This window comes from Saccharothrix algeriensis, assembly GCF_016907655.1.
Taxonomy (GTDB): Bacteria; Actinomycetota; Actinomycetes; order Mycobacteriales; family Pseudonocardiaceae; genus Actinosynnema; species Actinosynnema algeriense.
Window position 1 is genome coordinate 496614 of the sequence record NZ_JAFBCL010000001.1, and the last position, 19699, is coordinate 516312.

General features: G+C 75.7%; 20 protein-coding genes. 6 read left to right on the forward strand and 14 right to left on the reverse strand.

The genetic code is table 11. The features are described from left to right. Positions 1-24 precede the first annotated feature (24 nt). Positions 25-1263 carry a cysteine--1-D-myo-inosityl 2-amino-2-deoxy-alpha-D-glucopyranoside ligase gene (mshC, locus tag JOE68_RS01890; RefSeq protein ID WP_204840617.1) on the reverse strand — a complete coding sequence of 413 codons (1239 nt, stop codon included), beginning with the start codon at positions 1261-1263 and terminating at the stop codon, positions 25-27. Positions 1264-1501: 238 nt separating this feature from the next. Here mshC and ctaD point away from each other — a divergent pair, with 238 nt between their 5' ends. Then, positions 1502-3322, forward strand: a complete 1821-nt coding sequence (ctaD, locus tag JOE68_RS01895; RefSeq protein WP_204840618.1) for an aa3-type cytochrome oxidase subunit I — start codon at positions 1502-1504, stop codon at positions 3320-3322. 153 nt (positions 3323-3475) lie between these two features. On the opposite strand, the gene JOE68_RS01900 is transcribed toward ctaD, so the two are convergent. The 9 genes from JOE68_RS01900 to cutA form a co-directional block, all read right to left on the reverse strand. After that, entirely contained in the window at positions 3476-4039 is a 564-nt protein-coding gene (locus JOE68_RS01900; RefSeq protein WP_204840619.1) for a hypothetical protein, read from the reverse strand. A 66-nt stretch (positions 4040-4105) separates the two neighbouring features. After that, entirely contained in the window at positions 4106-6040 is a 1935-nt protein-coding gene (locus JOE68_RS01905) for a vWA domain-containing protein (RefSeq protein ID WP_204840620.1), read from the reverse strand. Further along, entirely contained in the window at positions 6037-7422 is a 1386-nt protein-coding gene (locus JOE68_RS01910) for a sigma 54-interacting transcriptional regulator (RefSeq protein ID WP_204840621.1), read from the reverse strand. Before JOE68_RS01910 ends, JOE68_RS01905 begins: the two co-directional genes overlap by 4 nt. 136 nt (positions 7423-7558) lie before the next feature. Continuing rightward, positions 7559-8356 carry an Rv1486c family protein gene (locus tag JOE68_RS01915; RefSeq protein ID WP_204840622.1) on the reverse strand — a complete coding sequence of 266 codons (798 nt, stop codon included), beginning with the start codon at positions 8354-8356 and terminating at the stop codon, positions 7559-7561. Positions 8357-8388: 32 nt separating this feature from the next. Further along, positions 8389-8862: a YcxB family protein gene (locus JOE68_RS32085; RefSeq protein WP_204840623.1), complete on the reverse strand. Its 474-nt coding sequence runs from the start codon at positions 8860-8862 to the stop codon at positions 8389-8391. A gap of 264 nt (positions 8863-9126) precedes the next feature. Continuing rightward, positions 9127-10143, reverse strand: coding sequence for a ferrochelatase (locus JOE68_RS01925; RefSeq protein ID WP_204840624.1), 1017 nt, complete (start codon positions 10141-10143; stop codon positions 9127-9129). 79 nt (positions 10144-10222) lie between these two features. After that, positions 10223-10990, reverse strand: coding sequence for an enoyl-ACP reductase FabI (gene fabI, locus JOE68_RS01930; RefSeq protein ID WP_204840625.1), 768 nt, complete (start codon positions 10988-10990; stop codon positions 10223-10225). Positions 10991-11044: 54 nt separating this feature from the next. Further along, positions 11045-11749 carry a 3-oxoacyl-[acyl-carrier-protein] reductase gene (gene fabG / locus JOE68_RS01935; RefSeq protein ID WP_204840626.1) on the reverse strand — a complete coding sequence of 235 codons (705 nt, stop codon included), beginning with the start codon at positions 11747-11749 and terminating at the stop codon, positions 11045-11047. A gap of 121 nt (positions 11750-11870) precedes the next feature. Then, the gene (gene cutA, locus JOE68_RS01940) at positions 11871-12191 is read right to left on the reverse strand and encodes a divalent-cation tolerance protein CutA (RefSeq protein ID WP_204840627.1); all 321 of its coding nucleotides are present in this window, start codon (positions 12189-12191) and stop codon (positions 11871-11873) included. 126 nt (positions 12192-12317) lie between these two features. On the opposite strand from cutA, the gene JOE68_RS01945 reads away from it, so the two are divergent. Together JOE68_RS01945 and JOE68_RS01950 are read left to right on the forward strand one after the other, a co-directional pair. Beyond that, a complete protein-coding gene (locus JOE68_RS01945) occupies positions 12318-12494 on the forward strand; it encodes a hypothetical protein (protein ID WP_204840628.1) in 177 nt (58 codons plus the stop codon). Continuing rightward, the gene (locus tag JOE68_RS01950) at positions 12491-12874 is read left to right on the forward strand and encodes a YchJ family protein (protein ID WP_204840629.1); all 384 of its coding nucleotides are present in this window, start codon (positions 12491-12493) and stop codon (positions 12872-12874) included. The genes JOE68_RS01945 and JOE68_RS01950 overlap by 4 nt, the downstream gene beginning before the upstream one ends. Positions 12875-12902: 28 nt before the next feature. Here the strand turns inward: JOE68_RS01950 and JOE68_RS01955 are convergent, their stop codons facing one another. Beyond that, entirely contained in the window at positions 12903-13649 is a 747-nt protein-coding gene (locus JOE68_RS01955) for an ANTAR domain-containing protein (RefSeq protein ID WP_307819439.1), read from the reverse strand. Positions 13650-13704: 55 nt separating this feature from the next. Here JOE68_RS01955 and JOE68_RS01960 point away from each other — a divergent pair, with 55 nt between their 5' ends. From JOE68_RS01960 to JOE68_RS01970, 3 genes are read left to right on the forward strand one after another with little or no spacing between them, the layout of a single operon-like run. Beyond that, positions 13705-14388, forward strand: coding sequence for a response regulator transcription factor (locus tag JOE68_RS01960; RefSeq protein ID WP_204840631.1), 684 nt, complete (start codon positions 13705-13707; stop codon positions 14386-14388). After that, positions 14389-15747, forward strand: coding sequence for a sensor histidine kinase (locus JOE68_RS01965; RefSeq protein WP_204840632.1), 1359 nt, complete (start codon positions 14389-14391; stop codon positions 15745-15747). It abuts the gene before it with no gap. Then, positions 15744-16655 carry a TAXI family TRAP transporter solute-binding subunit gene (locus tag JOE68_RS01970; protein WP_204840633.1) on the forward strand — a complete coding sequence of 304 codons (912 nt, stop codon included), beginning with the start codon at positions 15744-15746 and terminating at the stop codon, positions 16653-16655. Before JOE68_RS01965 ends, JOE68_RS01970 begins: the two co-directional genes overlap by 4 nt. A gap of 54 nt (positions 16656-16709) precedes the next feature. Here JOE68_RS01970 and JOE68_RS01975 read toward each other — a convergent pair whose 3' ends face one another. The 3 genes from JOE68_RS01975 to JOE68_RS01985 are packed head-to-tail and all read right to left on the reverse strand — an operon-like array spanning position 16710 to position 19662. After that, positions 16710-17675 (reverse strand): VWA domain-containing protein, encoded by a 966-nt coding sequence (locus JOE68_RS01975; RefSeq protein WP_204840634.1) that lies wholly within the window; start codon positions 17673-17675, stop codon positions 16710-16712. Then, on the reverse strand, positions 17675-18628 hold the full coding sequence (locus tag JOE68_RS01980) for a DUF58 domain-containing protein (protein WP_204840635.1): 954 nt from the start codon (positions 18626-18628) through the stop codon (positions 17675-17677). The genes JOE68_RS01975 and JOE68_RS01980 overlap by 1 nt, the downstream gene beginning before the upstream one ends. Beyond that, entirely contained in the window at positions 18625-19662 is a 1038-nt protein-coding gene (locus tag JOE68_RS01985) for an AAA family ATPase (RefSeq protein WP_204840636.1), read from the reverse strand. Before JOE68_RS01985 ends, JOE68_RS01980 begins: the two co-directional genes overlap by 4 nt. Positions 19663-19699: the final 37 nt, after the last annotated feature.

Genomic DNA, 19699 nt, shown 5'->3' on the forward strand with positions numbered 1-19699 from the left:
GGTTGCCGTCGCGCAGGAGCGCGGCTACAGCTCCACGCCCAGCAGGGCGTCCACGGCGTCGCGGAAGCGCCTCGGCGCGCCCTGGTCCGTGCCGCCGGTCGACAGCGCCTGCGCCGCCCACGCGTCCAGCGCCGCCAGCGCGCGCGGGGTGTCCAGGTCGTCGCCGAGGTGGTCGCGCAGCCGGGCCACGACGTCGTCCGCGGGCGGGGCCGCGTCCAGCTCCGCGGCCCGCCGCCACGTGGCCAGGCGCTCCCGGGCCTGCGTGAGCAGGGACTCGGTCCACGCGCGGTCGGCGCGGTAGTGGCCGGAGAGCAGGGCCAGCCGGACCGCGTTCGGGTCGACGTTCTGGGCCCGCAGCTTGGAGACGAAGACCAGGTTTCCCCGCGACTTCGACATCTTCTCGCCGTCCAGGCCGATCATGCCCGCGTGCGCGTAGTGCCGGGCGAACGGGTGCTCGCCGGTCAGCGCCTCGGCGTGCGCGGCGCTGAACTCGTGGTGCGGGAAGATCAGGTCGGAGCCGCCGCCCTGGACGTCGAAGCCCGCGCCGAGGCGGTTGAGCGCGATCGCGCTGCACTCGATGTGCCAGCCGGGCCTGCCCGCGCCCAGCTCCGAGGGCCACGCCGGCTCGCCGGGGCGGGCCGTGCGCCACAGCACGGCGTCGAGCGGGTGGCGCTTGCCCGGCCGGTCCGGGTCGCCGCCCCGCTCGGCGAAGAAGCGGGCCATGGTCGCCGCGTCGTAGTTCGACTCGTAGCCGAAGCGGCCGGTGGCCGTGTGGTCGAAGTACACGTCCGGGTGCTCCGGGTCGTCCACCCGGTACGCCGCGCCGTCGGTCAGCAGCTTCGCGATCGCCTCGACCACCTCCGGGATGGCCTCGACCACGCCGACGTACTCCCGCGGGGGCAGGACGCGCAGCGCGACCATGTCCTCCCGGAACAGGGCGGTCTCGCGCATCGCCAGGACCTGCCAGTCGTCCTGGTCGCGCTCGGCGCGCTCCAGCAGCGGGTCGTCCACGTCGGTGACGTTCTGCACGTAGTGCACCCGGTGGCCGTTGTCCAGCCACACCCGGTGGATGAGGTCGAACGCCAGGTAGGTCGCGGCGTGGCCCAGGTGGGTCGCGTCGTAGGGGGTGATGCCGCAGACGTACAGCCCGGCGGTGTCGCCGGGGGCGGTGGGGCGCACCTGCCCGGCGGACGTGTCGAACAACCGCAGCGGGCGCGGCTCGCCCGCGACCCGCGGGACTGGGGTGGGTGACCAGGTCTGCATGGGTCCGACCCTAACTCGCGGCCCCAAGTGGCCGTCCGCCTGGCGGGACACCGGCCCGCGCGGGCCGGCCCGGCGCGGCGCGGTGGTCGCCGGGCCACCGGCCCGATCTCCCCGAACGGGTGACATCGGTGGACATCGCCGCAGGTCAGGGCCGTCGAGCGACCCGCTGCGCGATTGCCGTGGACTGCCCGCGGGTGGACCATGGTCACGGGCACGTCGTCGGACGAGGGAGACGGTCATGACCGCGCTCAAGCCGGAACCTGTGATCACCCATCCGGGCGCGGCTCGACGGCGACCCAAGGGCTCGGCGCTGGTCGGCCTGCTCAAGACCACCGACCCGAAGCAGATCGGGTTGATGTACCTGACGACGTCGTTCGTCTTCTTCATGGTCGGCGGCCTGATGGCGCTGCTGATCCGCGCCGAGCTGGCCCGGCCGGGCATGCAGTTCCTGTCCAACGAGCAGTACAACCAGCTGTTCACCATGCACGGCACGGTGATGCTGCTGCTGTACGCGACGCCGATCCTGTTCGGGTTCGCCAACTTCGTCCTGCCGATCCAGATCGGCGCGCCGGACGTGGCGTTCCCCCGGCTCAACGCGCTGTCGTACTGGCTGTACCTGTTCGGCGGCACGCTGGTGATGATCGCCTTCCTGACCCCGGCCGGCGCACCGGACTTCGGCTGGACCGCCTACACGCCGCTGTCCACCGCCCCGCACTCGCCCGGCGTCGGCGCGGACCTGTGGATCACCGGCCTGGTGCTCAGCGGCCTGGGCACGATCCTGGGCGGGGTCAACATGGTGACCACGGTGTGCTGCCTGCGCGCGCCCGGCATGACCATGTTCCGGATGCCCATCTTCACCTGGAACATCTTCGTCACCAGCCTGCTCATCCTGATCGCGTTCCCGATCCTGACCGCGGCGCTGCTGGGCCTGGCGGCGGACCGGCACCTGGGCGCGCACGTGTTCGACCCGGGCAACGGCGGCGTGATCCTGTGGCAGCACCTGTTCTGGTTCTTCGGCCACCCCGAGGTCTACATCGTGGCGCTGCCGTTCTTCGGCATCGTGACCGAGGTCTTCCCGGTGTTCAGCCGCAAGCCGCTCTTCGGCTACAAGGGGCTGGTCTTCGCCACGTTCGCCATCGCGGCGCTGTCGGTGGCGGTGTGGGCGCACCACATGTTCGCCACCGGCGCGGTGCTGCTGCCGTTCTTCTCGCTGACGACGTTCCTGATCGCGATCCCCACCGGCATCAAGTTCTTCAACTGGATCGGCACCATGTGGCGCGGGCAGCTGACCTTCGAGTCGCCGATGCTGTTCGCCGTCGGGTTCCTGATCACGTTCCTGCTCGGCGGCCTGACCGGCATCATCCTCGCCTCGCCGCCGCTGGACTTCCACGTGCACGACACCTACTTCGTGGTGGCCCACTTCCACTACGTGCTGTTCGGGACGATCGTCTTCGCCACCTACTCCGGCATCTACTTCTGGTTCCCCAAGATGACCGGCCGGATGCTGAACGAGCCGCTGGGCAAGCTGCACTTCTGGACGACGTTCATCGGCTTCCACCTGACCTTCCTGATCCAGCACTGGCTGGGCAGCAACGGCTTCCCGCGCCGGTACGCCGACTACCTGCCCACGGACGGGTTCACCACGCTCAACACCATCTCCACCGTCGGCGCGTTCCTGCTCGGCGCGTCGGTGCTGCCGTTCCTGTGGAACGTGTTCCGCAGCTACCGCTACGGCGACCCGGCGGAGCGCGACGACCCGTGGGGTTACGGCAACTCGCTGGAGTGGGCGACCTCCAGCCCGCCGCCCCGGCACAACTTCCACGAGCTGCCGCGCATCCGGTCGGAGCGCCCGGCGTTCGAGCTGCACTACCCGCACATGGTCGAGCGGATGCGCGAGGAGTCGCACTTCTCGCTGCGCAAGCCGGGCAGGCGCGTCGTGGAACCGGACAGCGCCACCGAGACCGCGCTCGCGTCGACCAACCGGAACGTGCGGACCACCGACGACGCGGACGAGGAGCCGGGCGCGGAGCAGGGCGGGGAGCCGAAGGACGAGCGGTGACCCCGCGGCCTGGTCGCCATCGCCGCCGCCAGGGCCGGCTACCGCCACGTCACCGCCGACGGCGTCGACCCCCTCGCCGCGACCGCGGCGCCACCGGCGCGCCGCGACCGCGGCGGTCGGGGAGGACGGGGAGGACGGCCCCCGTCGACCGCGTCACCCCGTCGCGGGCGCCGGCTCCGGGAAGTCGCCCCGCGAGACGCGGATGACGTCCGCGCCGTACCGGGCGGCCAGCGCCAGCCGGTCGGCCTCGCTGCCCGCGACGGTCGTGACGTCCACCGCGGAGCCGTCCACGGCCGGGCCCCACGTGGTGATCCGCACGCCCTGCTCCTGCCAGTGCCCGGTGTCGGCCCCGATCCGGTCCACGACCTCGCGCAGCCGCTTGAGCGAGTGCCGGGCGTCCACCAGCTCCAGCCGCGCGCCGTTCGCGGCGGCGCGGGCGGCCTGGTCCAGCGCCGGGTCCGGCCGCCGGTACACCACGACGGCACCGCGCTCCTGGTCCAGCCGCAGCCCCGCGTAGGTGTCCGGGAAACCCGACTCCAGCGCCGGCCCCAGGCTCGCCGCCGCCGCGTCGAGCACCGGGTCCTGGACGGCGGTGGCGACCGCGTCCGACGTCGGGCCGGGCGACGGGTCCCCGCCCGGCCCGCCGGTCCCCGGCGCGGCGCAGCCGCCCACCGCCAACGCCGCCGACAGCACGATCACAGGTCCGACCCGGTTCACCGGCACAACCCCTTCCGCGTGGCCCCCGTCGGTCGCAGGACGGAGCGGGGGCCGCGGCCGGTTGCATCACCGCCGGCGGCGGGACCCCAGGTAGTCGGCGACCACGGCCGCGCCGAGGCCGTCGTCGTCGGGGGCGACCACGCGCCCGCCGCCGCGCCGGGCCACCAGGTCCACGAACTGCGCCAGCCGCGGGTCGTCGCCCAGCCGGAACACCGTGATCGCCGCGCCCAGCCGGGCCAGCCCGTCGACCTCCACGATGGTCTTGGCGATGGTGCGCGGCAGCGGCGGGTAGTGGAACTCGGCGTCGCCGTCGTCCCCCAGGTGCGCGGTCGGCTCGCCGTCGGTCACCACCAGCACGACCGGGCGCGCGTCGGGGTGGCGGCGCAGGTGCCGCCCGGCCAGCAGCAGCGCGTGGTGCAGGTTCGTGCCCTGCTCCCACACCCCCTCCAGCGCGGTGAGCTGCCCGATGTCCACGGTCTCGGCGTGGCGGCCGAAGGTGATCAGCTGCAGCGCGTCCGAGCGGAACCTCGTGCGCACCAGGTGGTGCAGGGCCAGGGCGGTGCGCTTCATCGGCACCCAGCGGTCGTCCTGCACCATCGACCACGACGTGTCCACGCACAGCGCGACGGCCGCCCGCGACCGGTGCTCGGTCTCGGCGACCTCCACGTCGGCGACGTCCAGCCGGATGTCACCGGTCCCGGCGCGCAGCACGGCGTTGGTGAGCGTGCGCGGCACGTGCCACGGCTCGGTGTCGCCGAAGCGCCACGGCCGGGTGCCGCCGGTCGGCTCGTCCGCCGCGCCGGCCCGCGCGCTCTCCCGCCCGCCCCGCGCCCGCGCCCGGTCGAGCACGCCGCGCAGCGCCGTCTCGCCCAGGCGGCGCAACGCCTTCGGGGTCAGCCGCAGCGAGCCGTCCGGGCCGCGTTCGAGCAGGTTCTGCCGCCGCAGCTCGCGCTCCAGCTCGGCGAGCCGCCGCGCCTGCGCCCCCGCCTCGGGTCCCAGTCGGCGCACCAGGGCCTCCACGTCGAGGTCCTCCAGGCGGGCGCCGGGGTAGGACTGGCCCAGCTGCTCGGCCAGCGCGTCCAGCTCGGCCAGCTCCGCCATCGCCCGCGCGCCCTCGCCCAGCCCCAGCGGCTGGTCGCCCCGGAAGCGCGCCGAGCCGGACCAGTCCTGCTCCGGCCGCAGGCCCTGCAGCAGGGCGTCCAGCGCGGAGAGCCGGGCGCCGACGCCGGAGTCGCCGAACGCCTGCCGCGACAGCGCGTCCAGCTCCGCGCGCTGCTGCTCGGTCATCGAGTTGAGCATCCGCCGCGCCGCCGCCGACCGGGCGGCGAGGGCGTCGACCAGCTCCTCCACGTCGCGCGGGCGCTCCGGGAAGAACTCGCCGTGCGCGCGCATGAAGTCGCGGAACCGCTCGTCGGTGTCCTCGCCCGCGGCGTGCGCGGCGAGCAGCGCGGTGAGGTCGTCCAGCATCGCCCGGATGCGGTGGACCTCCTGCGGGCCGACGTTGCCCATCGCCTCCTTCATGCCCTGGAACCGCTGGTCCAGCAGCTCGCGCCCGAGCAGGTCCCGGATCCGCTCGTAGGCTTCGCGGGCCCGCGGCGCGCGCCAGTCGTACCCGGCCAGCTCCTGCACGGCGGCGGCCGTGCCCGGCGGCAGGGCGTCGAGCCGCGCCTCGCGGAACCGCGCCTCGTCGTCCGGGTCGGGGAACAGCGCCGCCCGCTCGGCCTCCAGCGCCCGGTCCAGCAGCCGGCGGACCTCCTGGAGCGTGCCGTCCAGCCGGTGCCGCCGGCCGATCGCCGACCGCTTGCGCCACAGCCGCGCCGTCAGGCCGTCCAGGCCCTCCTGGCCCGGCAGGCCCCGGCGCAGCAGCTCCCGCAGCGCCGAGTCGGGCGAGGCGCCCTCCATGACCTCGCGCCCCAGCTCGTCCACCGCCGCGCGCAGGTCGACGGGCGGCGCCAGCGGGTCGGGCCCGTCGACGTACCGGCCGTAGCGGTAGGTGCTCATCCGTAGACGGTCCGGTCGTCGTCGGTGTCCTTGGACAGCTGGCGGGTCAGGTAGAGCGACTCCAGGGCCAGCTCGACGCCGGAGGCGACGCGGCCGGGCACGTCGCCGGGCTCCGCGCCGACCCGGCGCGCGACCTCGTCGAGCAGGGGCAGCTCCGGCAGCGCGGCGAGGAGGTCGCCCGCGTGCACCAGCTCGCCGGTGGCCACCGGGTGGCCGTCGGAGACCAGCCGCGCCAGCGGCCGGAGGTCCAGCCCCGCGAACGCGGCCCGCGCGGTGTCGGCGACCGCGCGGCGCAGCAGGTGGCCGAGCACCTCCTGCTCGCGCCCCTCCTCGCCCGCCTCGAACTCCAGCTTGCCGCGCAGCACCGCCGGCACCGAGGCCAGGTCGACCGGCCGCGCGACCGGCGGCTCCTCGCCGACCAGGGCGCCGCGCCGCACCGCCGAGGCAGCCACCGTCTCGGCCGCCGCCACCGCGAACCGCGCCGACACGCCCGAGCGCTGGTCGACCGACGAGGACTCCCGCAGGTGCCGGACGAACCGGGCGACGACCTCGATCAGGTGGTCGCCCACCTCGGCCACCAGCTCGGCCTCCTGGCGCACCAGCTCGACCTCCGCGGCGACCTCCAGCGGGTAGTGGGTGCGGATCTCCGCGCCGAACCGGTCCTTGAGCGGGGTGATGATTCGGCCCCGGTTCGTGTAGTCCTCGGGGTTGGCGGTGGCCACCAGCAGCACGTCCAGCGGCAGGCGCAGCGCGTAGCCGCGGATCTGGATGTCGCGCTCCTCCATCACGTTGAGCAGCGACACCTGGATGCGCTCGGCGAGGTCGGGCAGCTCGTTGATCGCGATGATGCCCCGGTGCGCGCGCGGCAGCAGGCCGTAGTGGATGGTCTCCGGGTCGCCGAGGCTGCGCCCCCGGGCCACCTTGACCGGGTCCACGTCGCCCACCAGGTCGCCGACGCTGGTGTCCGGCGTGGCCAGCTTCTCGGCGAACCGCTCGTCGCGGTGCTTCCAGGCCACCGGCAGGTCGTCGCCGAGCTCGGCGGCGCGGCGCCGGGACTCCGGGGTGATCGGCCGCAGCGGGTGCTCGTGCAGCTCGGAGCCCGCGATGACCGGCGTCCACTCGTCCAGCAGCCGGACCAGCGCCCGCAGCAGCCGCGTCTTGCCCTGGCCGCGCTCGCCGAGCAGCACGAAGTCGTGCCCGGCGATGATCGCCCGCTCCAGCTGCGGCAGGACCGTCCGGTCGAACCCGACGATGCCGGGCCAGGGGTCCCGCTTCTCGCGCAGGGCGGCCAGCAGGTTGTCCCGCAGCTCCGCTTTGACCGGGCGCGGCGGGTGCGGGGCGGCCCGCAGCTCACCCAGCGTGGAGGGAAGTCCAGAGGTCACCCACCCGAACCTACGCAACTCCCGCCGCGAGGTCGACGTGGCGTGACCCCGGACCCCCGGACACCGGACGGGCGATGGGCCGGGGATCCGGTCGTGGGACGCCCGGGACCGCGGGTCGGCCGGCCCCGGGCCCGGCCTAGTGCCGGCCCGCTTCCTGGTCCGACAGCACGCGCACGGCCTCCCCCACCGCCGCCAGCCGCGCCCGCCGCACCGCCTCCGACAGCGGGCGCAGGGCCTCGTCCCGCGCCGCCTGCGCCGAGGCCGACATCGCGCCGCCGGGCGCGTCCGACGCCGCCACGGTGAGGATCGCCGCCACCTCCGAGGCCCGCTGGAGCACCCGCAGGGCGCGCGGCGGCATCCCGGCGGGCCAGGGGAGCCGGGTGTGCTCGGCGGACAGCCCGGCGATCTCGGCGCGCACGTTCGGCCGGTGCCGCGCCACGTCCAGCGTCACCAGCGCGGTGGCGGCCTCGCGCATCGCCGAGGCCAGGCCGTGCTCGGCCTCGCCGATCGGCACGTGCTCCGCCACCGGCGCGGTCGGCAGGTCGAACACCGTCCAGCGCAGCACGCCGTCCGCCACCAGCCTCGGCACCAGGCCGACGCCCACCTCGGGCAGCACCGCCGCCTGCCCGGCGCGCAGCGCGCTCTGGCTCAGCGGGCCGCGCCCGCCCAGGCCCCGGACGTCGCCGGGCACCGGGAGCACCAGCCGGGCCGTGGACGCCGACGCCCGGCGCAGGGCGGCCAGCAGCAGGGCCGAGCCGACCGCCGACTCGTCGGGGCCGGGGAGGTCGAGCGCGGTGGCCGTGCCGTCGTCGTCGGCCACCACCTCGTGCTGCTCGGCCCAGAACCCCAAAGCGTCGAGGACGTCGTCGGCCGCGGCTGCGCCGTGCAGCCAGGCGGACGTCCACACGACCAGCGTCGCACTCGCACAGGACACGGTGGCCTAGGTTACGCGTGCCCACCGGCGGATCAGGCGGCCGGGCCGACGTGTTCCACCAGCAGCGACCGGAACCGGTCGACCTCCTCGGGGCCCGCGAACGCGCGGCGCGGCACGGCGTACATCGCGGCGCCGCCCGTGCGCAGCACGAACCCGCGCGCGGTCTCCGACCAGCCGGGCAGCTCGTCCCAGGCCAGCTCGCTGCGCGCCGCGTCGCCCACGGCCATGCGCAGCGAGCGCGCGTCGGCCGAGCCGGTCACGGTCCTGGCCGCGAGCGGGTGGTTGTGGAAGTTGACGGCCGTGCCGACGGGCACCAGTGCGATGATGATCACAGCGAGGACGACCCCGAAGACGCCGGCCCACGTCATGCCCAGCGCCAGCACGACGACCCCGAGCGCGGCCAGCGCCAGGCCGAACCACGGCGCCCACCGGTAGAGCGGCACGGCGGTCCGCAGCGCGTCCCGCCAGTCCCCCGGCCGGGGCGACCAGCTGAAGTCGACACTCACCGCGCGGGCCTCCTCGTGGTTTCGCGGGTGGTTCCACGGCGCGCGGGAACCGCCGCGGGTTCCCGCGCCGGCACGCAGTACAGCACCACCGGCGTCACCGCGTGGCCGCTTTCGCCGACTCGCCCGACCACCGCGCCAACGGCCACCGCGCGCCCGGCCACCGCCGCGCACGGCGCCACCGCCCCGCGACCAGCCCCGGGAACAGGCACCGACGCGCGCCCCGGCCCGCTCGGCGGGCTCCCCCGCCTCACCGACCGCGCCACGTCACCGCGCGGGCCGCTTGGCGGGCTCGCAGCACAGCGGGGCGCAGGGCGCGCCGTTGACCGTGCACCCGGCGGCCGGGAAGGCGGACAGCTTCCGCGCCGGCGCGCCGGACAGGTGCTCGGCGACGAGTTCGGCGACCAGCCGCGCGAACCGCGGGTCGTCGTTGGGCGTGGCGGCGCGGGCGAAGCCCAGCCCCAGCTCGGCGGCGCGGTCGCGGGCCTCGGTGTCCAGGTCCCACACCACTTCCAGGTGATCGCTGACGAACCCGATCGGGCACACCACGACGTTGGCCACGCCTCGGGCGGCCAGGGCCTCGACGTGGTCGACGACGTCGGGCTCCAGCCACGGGACCTGCGGCGGCCCGGACCGCGACTGCCACACCACGTCGTGCTCCTCGGCGCCGACCGCGCCCGCGACCAGCCGGGCCGCCTCCGCGACCTGCCGGGAGTAGCGGTGGCCGCCCTCCTCCGGCGGCCCGGACGCCCGGTCGGCCGACAGCGGCACCGAGTGCGCGGTGAACACCAGGCGGTAGTCGGCGAAGTCGGCCGCCGCGGTCCGCACGGCGTCCGCGAAGCACTCGACGAACAGCGGGTGGTCGAAGAACTGGCGCAGCTTCACCAGCTCGGGCGCGTCGGGCACGGCCGCGCGGGCGCGCCGGACGTCCTCGTCGTACTGCCGGCACGCGGAGTACCCGCCGTAGGCGCTGGTCGGGAACACCAGGGCGCGCCGGACGCCGGCGGCCTTCATCTCCGCGAGGGTGTCCTCGACCATCGGGTGCCAGTTGCGGTTGCCGAAGTACACCGGCAGGTCGATCAACCCCTCGACCGCCGCGATGGCGGCGCGGTTGAGCGCGTTGATCGGCGAGACGCCGCCGAAGTGCCGGTAGTGCTGCTCGACCTCGTCCAGGCGCTCGGGCGGCACGCCCCGGCCTCGGGTCACGTTCTCCAGGAAGGGGCGGACGTCCTCGGGCCCTTCCGGTCCCCCGAAGGACAGCCAGAGCAGCGCGTCGTAACTCACCCGGACATCCTGGCCCCGGTCGGCCCGGGGCGCACAACCGGGTCGGCGTGATCGTCGGCACGCCGACCCGGTGCCGCGCCTACAGGCCCAGGAAGTGCACGCCGCCGTCGACGAACACCATCGAGCCGGTGGTGGCCGGGAGCCAGTCGGACAGCAGGCCGCACACGGACTTGGCGACCGGCGTCGGGTCGTCGACGTCCCAGCCCAGCGGAGCCTTCTCGCCCCACATCGCCTCCAGATCAGCGAAGCCCGGGATCGACTTGGCGGCCATGGTGCGCACCGGGCCCGCGGAGACCAGGTTCACCCGGATGCCCTGCGGCCCCAGGTCGCGCGCCAGGTAGCGGTTGATCGACTCGAACGCCGCCTTGGCCGGCCCCATCCAGTTGTAGGCGGGCCACGCCTGGCGGGCGTCGAAGTCCAGGCCCACCACCGACGCGCCCCGGCCCAGCAGCGGCAGGGTCGCGCGCACCAGCGCCTTGTACGAGTACGCCGAGACGTGCATCGCCGTGGCCACGTCCTCCCACGGCGCGTCCATGAACGGCGCGCCCAGGCAGGACGGCGGCGCGTAGCCGATCGCGTGCACCACGCCGTCCAGCCCGTCCACGTGCTCGCGCACCCGGTCGGCCAGCGTGTCCAGGTGCCCCTGGTCCTGCACGTCCAGCTCCACCACCGGGGCGGGCTGCGGCAGCCGCCTGGCGATCCGCTCCACCAGGCTCATCCGGCCGAAGCCGGTGAGCACCACCCGGGCGCCCTGTTCCTGGGCGACCCGGGCCACGTGGAAGCCGATCGACGCGTCCGTGATCACCCCGGTGACCAGCAGCCGCTTGCCTTCGAGCAGACCCGTCACGTGTGTTTCCTCCGAAAGAGTCGAGATGCGGGAGTGGGTCGTTCAGCGGGTCGTTCAGTGACCCATGCCGAGGCCGCCGTCGACCGGCAGCACCGCGCCGGTGATGTAGGCGGCGGCGTCGGAGGCCAGGAAGGTGACGGCGGCGGCGATCTCTTCGGTGGTGCCGTACCGGCCGGCGGGCACCTGCGCGAGGATCTGCGCGCGGCGCTCCTCGGGCAGCGCGTCGGTCATGTCGGTGGTGACGAAACCGGGGGCGACGACGTTGGCCGTGATGTTGCGCGAGCCCAGCTCGCGGGCGATCGACCGGGCCACGCCGACCAGGCCCGCCTTGCTGGCGGCGTAGTTGACCTGCCCCGCGCTGCCCAGCAGGCCGACCACGGAGGAGATGAACACGATCCGGCCGTACCGCTTGCGCAGCATCCCCCGGGAGGCCCGCCGCGCGACCCGGAACGACCCGGTCAGGTTGGCCTCCACCACCCTGGTGAACTGCTCGTCGGTCATCCGCAGCAGCAGGGTGTCGTCGGTGATGCCCGCGTTGGCGACCAGCACCTCCACCGGCCCGTGCGCGGCCTCGACCTCGGCGAACGCCGCGTCGACCTCCTCCGGGACGGTCACGTCGCACTTGACGCCGAGCAGGCCCTCGGGCGCGCCCGAGCCGCGGTGGGTGACCGCGACCTTGTCGCCCTGCTCGGCGAACGCCCGCGCGATCGCCAGACCGATACCCCGGTTGCCGCCGGTCACCAGTACGGACCTCGACACGCCTTGCTCCCATCTCCGCTGGTTGATGCCGTGCGAGGCTATCCCCTGCGGTCGGGCCGGCCGGCACTGGCCGCCGCGGGCCGCGCGGGGGCGGTGCGGGCGGGTCGGGCGGCGGCCGGGCCTAGCGGGTCTCGGCGGTGACCCAGGCCAGGTAGTCGGGGTCGCCGCCGAGCACGGGCAGCGCCAGCACCTCCGGCGTGTCGTAGGAGTGGGCGGCCCTGACGAACCCGGTCAGCTCGTCGAGGCGGTCGTAGGCGGTCTTGATCCACAGCTGCCACTCGCGGTCCTCCCGCAGCGCGCCGTCCCACCGGTACACGCTGCGCACCGGGGGGCCGATCTGCACGCACGCCGCCAGGCGCGCCTCCACGACGGAGCGGGCCAGCGCGGCGGCGGCCTCTTCGCTGTCGGTGGTCGTGATCACCACGACGTGGTTGTCGTCCATCCCCGGCAGCGTAGCCACCGGCTCCCGCGCGGACGGCCGCCCCGGTCGTGCGGGGCGACGGCGCGCACCTGGTGGACCACCGGCTCCCGCGCGGACGGCCGCCCCGCCTCCCCTATCCTCGAACCCGTGGACACCGACGAAGCCGTGGCGGTGCTGTCCGACCCGACCTCGGCGCCGGACGCCCGCTACCAGGCCCACGCCGACCTGGTGGCCGCGGCGGCGGGCGGGGACGCCGCCGCCGGGGCGGCCCTGGAGTGGTTGCGCTGGAACCGGTCGGGCCGCACGGCCTGCGACACCCCGTGACGGCCGCCTGCCCCTGCGGCCTCGGCGAGCCCTACGAGCGGTGCTGCGGGGCGCTGCACTCCGGGCTGCGGACCGCGCCGACCGCGGAGAGCCTGATGCGGTCGCGCTTCGCCGCGTTCGCGGTCTCCGACGAGGACTACCTGCTGGCCACCTGGCACCGGTCGACCCGCCCGCCGCGCGTCGGGTTCGACCCGGACCAGCGGTGGACCCGGCTGGAGGTGGTGGACCGCACCGGCGGCGGCCTGCTGGAGACCACCGGCACCGTCGAGTTCCGCGCCCACTACCGGTGGCGGGGGCGGCGCGACCGGCTGCACGAGAACAGCCGCTTCGTCCGCGAGGACGGGCGCTGGCTCTACGTCGGCCCGCTGACGACCCCCTGACGACCCCGCTGACGGCTCGCGCGGGCCGTCAGGGAGGGGACGCGGGACCCGGCGGCCTGCGCACCGAGTCGAGCAGGTTGCGCGCGACGGCCCGCAGCTTGGTGTTGTGCACCTGCGACTCCTCCACCAGCCGCTGGAACGCCTCGTCCGCGTCGATCCCGTGCGCCGCCATGAGCACGCCCTTGGCCTGGTCGATCTCGGCCCGCGACCCCAGCGCCCGCTCCAGGTGCGCGATGAGCGCCCGCGACCGCTCGTAGCGCCGGAACCCGGCGATGGCGGTGGACGCGGCGGTGGTGAACAGCCTCAGCAGCGACTCGTCGAACGGGTCGAACGCGGACTCGGCGGAGCTGTAGAGGTTGAGCGCGCCCAGCACCGAGTCCTCCACCACCAGCGGCGCGGACAGGTAGGACCGCACGCCGGCCCGCTGCGCCGACGCCGCGAACTCGGGCCACTCCGCCCGCCCGCCCTCGACCGTCGCCCGCACCGGGCGCTGCGACCGCGCCGCCTCCAGGCACGGCCCCCGGTCCGCCGCGTACTGGTCGGTGTCGATCGCGACCACCTTCTCGTCGGTGGCGGCGGCGGTCGACGCGCCCCGCGACCCCACGACGGTGACCGAGACGTTCTCGGCATCGGGGATGACCCGGGAGGCCGACTCGGCCAGCTGGAGCAGCACCTCGTCGAGGGACTGCTCGTCGGCCAGCACCCCGGCGAGTTCCTCCAGCGCTTCGCTGGCCTCGTCCAGTTGGGTGGTGGTGACGCGGTTTTCGATGCTCACCTGCACTGTGTACACCGCGCGCGCCATAATCGCCGCTACCAGAAGGGGGTGGCCGGTGCGCGTGCTGCTGGTCGAGGACGACGACGGCGTCGCCGACGCCCTCGTGGCGGCGCTGGAGGCCAACGGCCACCGCCCGCGGCGCGTCGGTCGCGGCGCGGACGCGCTGCGCCACCACCGGGGCCACGACCTGCTGCTCCTGGACCTCGGCCTGCCCGACGCCGACGGGTTGGAGGTCCTGCGCCGGATCCGCCGGGTGACCGCGGCGCCGGTGCTGGTGCTGACCGCGCGGGGTGACGAGCGTTCCATCGTGCGCGGGCTGCGCTCGGGCGCGGACGACTACCTGGTCAAGCCCGTGCGGCTGGGCGAGCTGCTGGCCCGGATGGACGCGGTGGCCCGGCGGGCGGCGCGGGAGGGCCCGCCCGCGCGCACCGTCCGCGCGGGCGACGTGGAGATCGACCTGGAGGGCAGGCGGGTGCGGGTCGGCGCGGCCGAGGTGTCCCTGACCACCAAGGAGTTCGACGTGCTGGCGGCGCTGGCCGGGCGGGCGGGCACGGCGGTGAGCCGCCAGCAGCTGATGGACGAGGTGTGGGGCGACGCCTACCTGGCCGTGTCGCGGGCGCTGGACGTGCACCTGGCGGGGCTGCGCGCCAAGCTGGGCCGGCCGGGGCTGGTGACCACCATCCGGGGCTTCGGCTACCGGCTGGCCGCGGACCCGCCCGGCGAGCGGGCCGGCGGCTGAGTGCGCCGCCGCCTGCTGCTGGTGCTGCTGCTGTTCTCCGCCGCCGCCGTGGCGGGGTTCGCGGCGCCGCTGCTGTCCGCCACCGCCGCCGAGCGCACCCAGCGGTTCGTCATCGGCCGCACCGCCGACCTGGACCGGTTCGCGGCGCTCGCCCAGCAGGTCGGGGCCGGCGGGGACCGGGCCGCGCTGGCGGACGAGGTGGCCGCGTACGTCGACCTGTACGGCGAGCCCGTCGTCGTGGTCGACGCGCGGCGGCAGCCGGTGGCGCAGGCCGGGACCACCGCCGACGACCCGGCGCTGGCCGGCGTGCTGGACGCGGCGCTGCGCAACCAGCCCGTGCCGGCCGTGCCGACGCTCACCCCGTGGGCGTCCGGCTCCGTGGTGTTCGCCCGGCCGGTCGGCACCGGCACGCGGGTGGCGGGCGCGGTGGTGCTGCGGGCGTCGGTGGACCGGGCGGCAGCCGACGTGGCGCGGCGCTGGCTGTGGGTGCTGGGCGGGGCGCTGGCGGCGGGGGTCGGCTCGGTGCTGCTGGTGCTCGTGGTGACGCGGTGGCTGCTGCGCCCGCTGGCGGAGCTGGCGGCCGGGGTCCGGGCGGTGGCGGCCGGGCAGCGGCGGGCGCACGTGCCCGAGCGCAGCGGGCCGCCGGAGGTGCGCGAGCTGTCGGAGTCGTTCAACCGGATGTCCGACGCGGTGGCCGAGGCGGCCGACCAGCAGCGGCGGCTGGTCGCGGACGCGTCGCACCAGCTGCGCAACCCGATGGCGGCGCTGCGGCTGCGGATGGACACGCTGGGCGACCAGGTGCGGCCCGGCGGGACGCGCGCCTACGACGCGGCCGTCGCGGAGATCGAGCGGCTGGAGTCGCTGCTGGGCGGGCTGCTGGCGCTGGCGGCGGCGGAGAGCACCGCCACGGAGGTCGCGGCGGGCGGGCGGGAGCCGGGGCTGGCCGACGCCGGCGCGGTGGCCGCCGACCGCGCGGACTTCTGGCAGGTGCCGCCGCCCGCCGCGCCGGCGCTCGCGGTGCTGGTGCGGTGCCCGGAGTCGGAGCTGGCGCAGGTGCTGGACGTGCTGCTGGACAACGCGCTCAAGCACGGCGGCGGGCGGGTGGCGGTGACCCTGGGCGCGGACCGGGCGGCGGGCGTGGGCTGGGTGGGCGTGGCCGACGACGGTCCGGGCCTGAGCGCGGCGGAGCTGCCCCGCGCCGTGGAGCGGTTCTGGCGCGGCCGGTCCGACCGGCCCGGCACCGGCCTGGGCCTGGCGATCGCCGACCGGCTGGTGCGGGCGCGCGGCGGCGCGCTGGAGCTGTCCTCGGAGGGCGGCCTGGTGGCGCGGGTCGTGCTGCCGCTGGAGCCCGCGCTGTGAACCGGCGGGGGTTCCTGCTGGGCCTGCTCGGCCTGCCCGCCGCCGGGTGCGCCCCGGCCGGGTGCGCCGCGGGCGAGCCGTCCGACGAGCTGCCCGTCGCGGCGGGCGAGCGGGGCGGGCTGTACTACGACTTCGCCACCCTGCTGGCCGCGCGGCTCGACCCGGGGCTGCGCGCCCGGGTGGTGGAGACCGAGGGCAGCCTGGCGAACCTGGACCTGCTGCGCTCCGGCGGCGCGCGGGTGGCGCTGACCCTGGCCGACGCGGCGCGCGGCGCCGACCCGCTGCCGGACCTGCGCGCCCTGGGCCGGGTGTACGAGAACTACCTGCAGCTGGTCGTGCGCGCCGACGACCCGGCGCGGCACGTCGCCGACCTGGCCGGCCGGGTGGTCTCGCTGGGCGCGGCGGGCTCGGGCGCGTCGCTGTCGGGCGGGCGGGTGCTCGTCGCGGCCGGGCTGGCGGGGCGCGTGCGGGTGGAGCACCTGCGGTTGGCCGAGGCCGCGCGGGCCCTGGTGGACCGGCGGGTCGACGCCCTGCTGTGGTCCGGCGGGGTGCCGACGCCCGTGCTGGCGCGGCTGCCCGCCGTCCGCCTGCTGCCGCTGGCGGGGCTGCTGGGCGGGCTGCGCGCGGCGCACGGGTCGGTGTACGAGCAGGCCCCGGTGCCCGTGGGCGTCTACGGCTCGGCGCGCGAGGTGGCCACCATCGGCGTGGCCAACCTGCTGGTGTGCCGGGCCGGCCTGCCCGACGCGGTGGCCGCCTCGATCACCCGCACCCTGGTGTCCCGGGCCGCCGCGCTCGTGCCCGACCAGACCGTCGGCACCCAGTACCTCGACGTCCGCAGCCTGATCGGCACGACCGGCCTGCCGCTGCACCCCGGCGCCGCCGCGGCCTACCGCGACCTGCACGGCTGAAGCGCCCGACCCGCGCCGGCCGGCGCGTCGACCCGCCGCGCCGGCCGGGCCGCCCTACGGCAGCCGCTGCCCCAGCACCAGCGCGCCGGCCACCGCGATCAGCCCGACCAGCGTGCCCAGCACGACCCACGGCCTGCCGGCGTCGGCCCGCTTCTTCTCGTAGCCGATCTGCTCGCCGAGGGTGTCGTAGACCCGCCGCAGCTCCTCCGCGCTCGCCGCCTTGAAGAACTCGCCGCCGGAGAGCTGCGCGATCTCCTTCATCGACTCGTCGTCCACCGGCACCTCCTGCCGGCGGCCCTCGATGTCGACCACGCCGTCCTCGGTGCCGAACGAGATGGTGGAGATCGGGATGCCCGCCTTCTTGGCGTCCTCCGCCGCGTCGGTCGCCCGCCGCGTGCCCACCGTCTCCTTGCCGTCGGTCATCAGCACGACCCGCGCGGGCGGCGGGCCGTCCGCGCCGCCGACGATCTTGCCGAACGAGTCGATCGCCGACAGCGCCGCCATGATCGCGTCGCCGGTCGCGGTGGACTGCGCCAGCTTGAGCGCGTCGATGCTCTGCGTCACCGCGCCCCGGTCGGTGGTCGGCGCGACCAGGACCGTCGCCGAGCCGGCGAACGAGATCAGCCCCAGGTTGATGCCCGGCGTCAGGCCCTCGGCGAACGACTTGGCCGCCACCTGCGCCGCGTCCAGCCGGGACGGCTGCACGTCGGTCGCCTTCATCGACAGCGACGTGTCGACCACCAGCATCACGGTCGCCCGGTTGCGCGGCACCTTCTGCTCGGCGGTCGGCCCGGCCAGCGCCACCGTCAGCAGGGTGAACGCCACCAGCAGCAGCGCCGCCGGCGCGTGCCGCCACCAGCCCTGCTGCTTCGGGGCGACCTTCTCCAGCATGGGCAGGTTCGCGAACCGCAGCACCCGCTTGCGCTGCAGGCGCTGCACCACCACGTAGAACGCCGCCACCGCCGCCACCGCCAGCAGCAGCAGGAACCACCACGGCGCGGTGAAACCCGACAGGCTCATCAGGCCGCACCCCCCGACCACCGGCGCTTGCGCGCCACCACGAACCGCACGGTGTCGGCGATCCAGTCCGAATCGGTGCGCAGCACCAGGTGCCCCGCGCCGGCCTGCCGCAGCCCGGCGGCCACCGACGCCCGGTGCTCGGCCGCCGCCGCCGCGAACTCGCGGCGCAGCAGCGGCGAGGCGGTCACCTCGCGCTGCCGCCCGCTCTCCGGGTCGGCCAGCACGACCGTCCCGACGTCGGGCAGGTCGATGTCGCGCGGGTCGACGACCTCGATCGCCACCAGGTCGTGCCGGGCGGACAGGGCGCGCAGCGGGCGCTGCCAGTCCGTCGCGCCCAGGAAGTCGGAGATCACCACGACCAGGCCGCGGCGGCGCGGCGGGCGGCGCAGCTGCTCGACCAGCTCCGCCAGGGAGCCGCGGGTGCCCTCCGGCGCGCGGGGCGTCTCGGCGACCTTGCGGATCAGCCCGCGCGCGTGCGCCAGGCCGCCGCGCGCGGGCACGCGGACCAGCGCGTCGCCGGTGGACACCAGCGCCCCGATCCGGTTGCCGCCGCCGCGGGTCAGGTGCGCGGTGGCAGCCGTCGCGGCCACCACCAGGTCGCGCTTCTCGCACACCGCCGTGCCGAAGTCCAGCGACGGCGACAGGTCGATCGCCAGCCACGTCTCCAGCTCGCGGTCGGCGACGGTCTCGCGGATGTGCGGCACGGTGGTCCGCGCCGTGACCGCCCAGTCCATCCGGCGCACGTCGTCACCGGGCTGGTAGGGCCGCGCCTCGCCCGGTTCGGAGCCCGGACCGGGCACCAGGCCGAGGTGGTTGCCCTGCAGCAGGCCGTCGAGCCGGCGGCGGACGTCGAACTCCAGCGTGCGCAGCGCGGCCTCCAGGCGACCGCCGTGCAGCGCCGGCGGCGCCCAGCCCGGCCGCCCGCCCGCCGCGGTGGTGTCGTCGGCGGTCACGGCCTACCCGCGGGTGCGGGCTGCGGCGCCTGGGGGCGCGCGGAGACCTGGGGCAGCGGCACGGTCTGCAGCACGCGCGTGACGATGTGGTCCAGCGGCACGCCGTCGGCCAGCGCGTCGTAGGACAGCACGAGCCGGTGGCGCAGCACGTCCGGCACCACGTCCACGACGTCCTGGGGCAGCACGTAGTCCCGGCCGCGGACCAGGGCCAGGGCGCGCGCGGCGGCGATGATGCCCAGGCTGGCGCGCGGCGACGCGCCGTAGGCGACCCAGCCGGCCACGTCGGTGAGCTGGTGCTCCTTGGGCGCGCGGGTCGCGATGACCAGCCGCACCACGTAGTCGACCAGCGCGTGGTGCACGAACACCCGGGACGCGACGCCCTGGAGCCGCTTGAGCTCGTCGGGGCTGAGCACCTGGTGCGGGACCGGCGGCTCGACGCCCATCCGGTAGACGATCTCCCGCTCCTCCTCGGCCGTCGGGTACTCGACCTGGATCTTGAACAGGAACCGGTCGCGCTGCGCCTCGGGCAGCGGGTAGACGCCCTCGTTCTCGATCGGGTTCTGGGTGGCCAGCACCAGGAACGGGTCGGGCATCGGGAAGGTCCGGCCGCCGATGGACACGTGCCGCTCGGCCATGACCTCCAGCATCGCGCTCTGCACCTTGGCGGGCGCGCGGTTGATCTCGTCGGCGAGCACGAAGTTCGCCACGACGGGTCCGAGTTCCACGTCGAAGCTCTCGCTCGCCTGCCGGTAGATGCGGGTGCCGAGGATGTCCGCGGGCACCAGGTCGGGGGTGAACTGCACACGGGAGAACGAACCGCCGACGACGTTGGCGAACGTCTCCACGGCCAGCGTCTTCGCCACGCCGGGCACGCCCTCCAGCAGCAGGTGCCCCTTGGCCAGCAGGCCGACGAGCATCCGCTCGACCAGCCGGTCCTGGCCGACGATCACCCGCTTGACCTCGAACACGGTGCGTTCGAGCAACTGGGCGTCACGAGCCGGCGTGTTGGGCGCCTCGGCGGCGGGCTCGGACAACAGGTCCTCCTACGACAGGGTTGTGCGACGGCGCCCC

Bases quoted from the DNA above. Each gene is read 5' to 3' on its own strand.
- mshC (WP_204840617.1), bottom strand. From the start codon at position 1,263: ATGCAGACCTGGTCACCCACCCCAGTCCCGCGGGTCGCGGGCGAGCCG.
- ctaD (WP_204840618.1), top strand. From the start codon at position 1,502: ATGACCGCGCTCAAGCCGGAACCTGTGATCACCCATCCGGGCGCGGCT.
- JOE68_RS01905 (WP_204840620.1), bottom strand. From the start codon at position 6,040: ATGAGCACCTACCGCTACGGCCGGTACGTCGACGGGCCCGACCCGCTG.
- cutA (WP_204840627.1), bottom strand. From the start codon at position 12,191: ATGGACGACAACCACGTCGTGGTGATCACGACCACCGACAGCGAAGAG.
- JOE68_RS01975 (WP_204840634.1), bottom strand. From the start codon at position 17,675: ATGAGCCTGTCGGGTTTCACCGCGCCGTGGTGGTTCCTGCTGCTGCTG.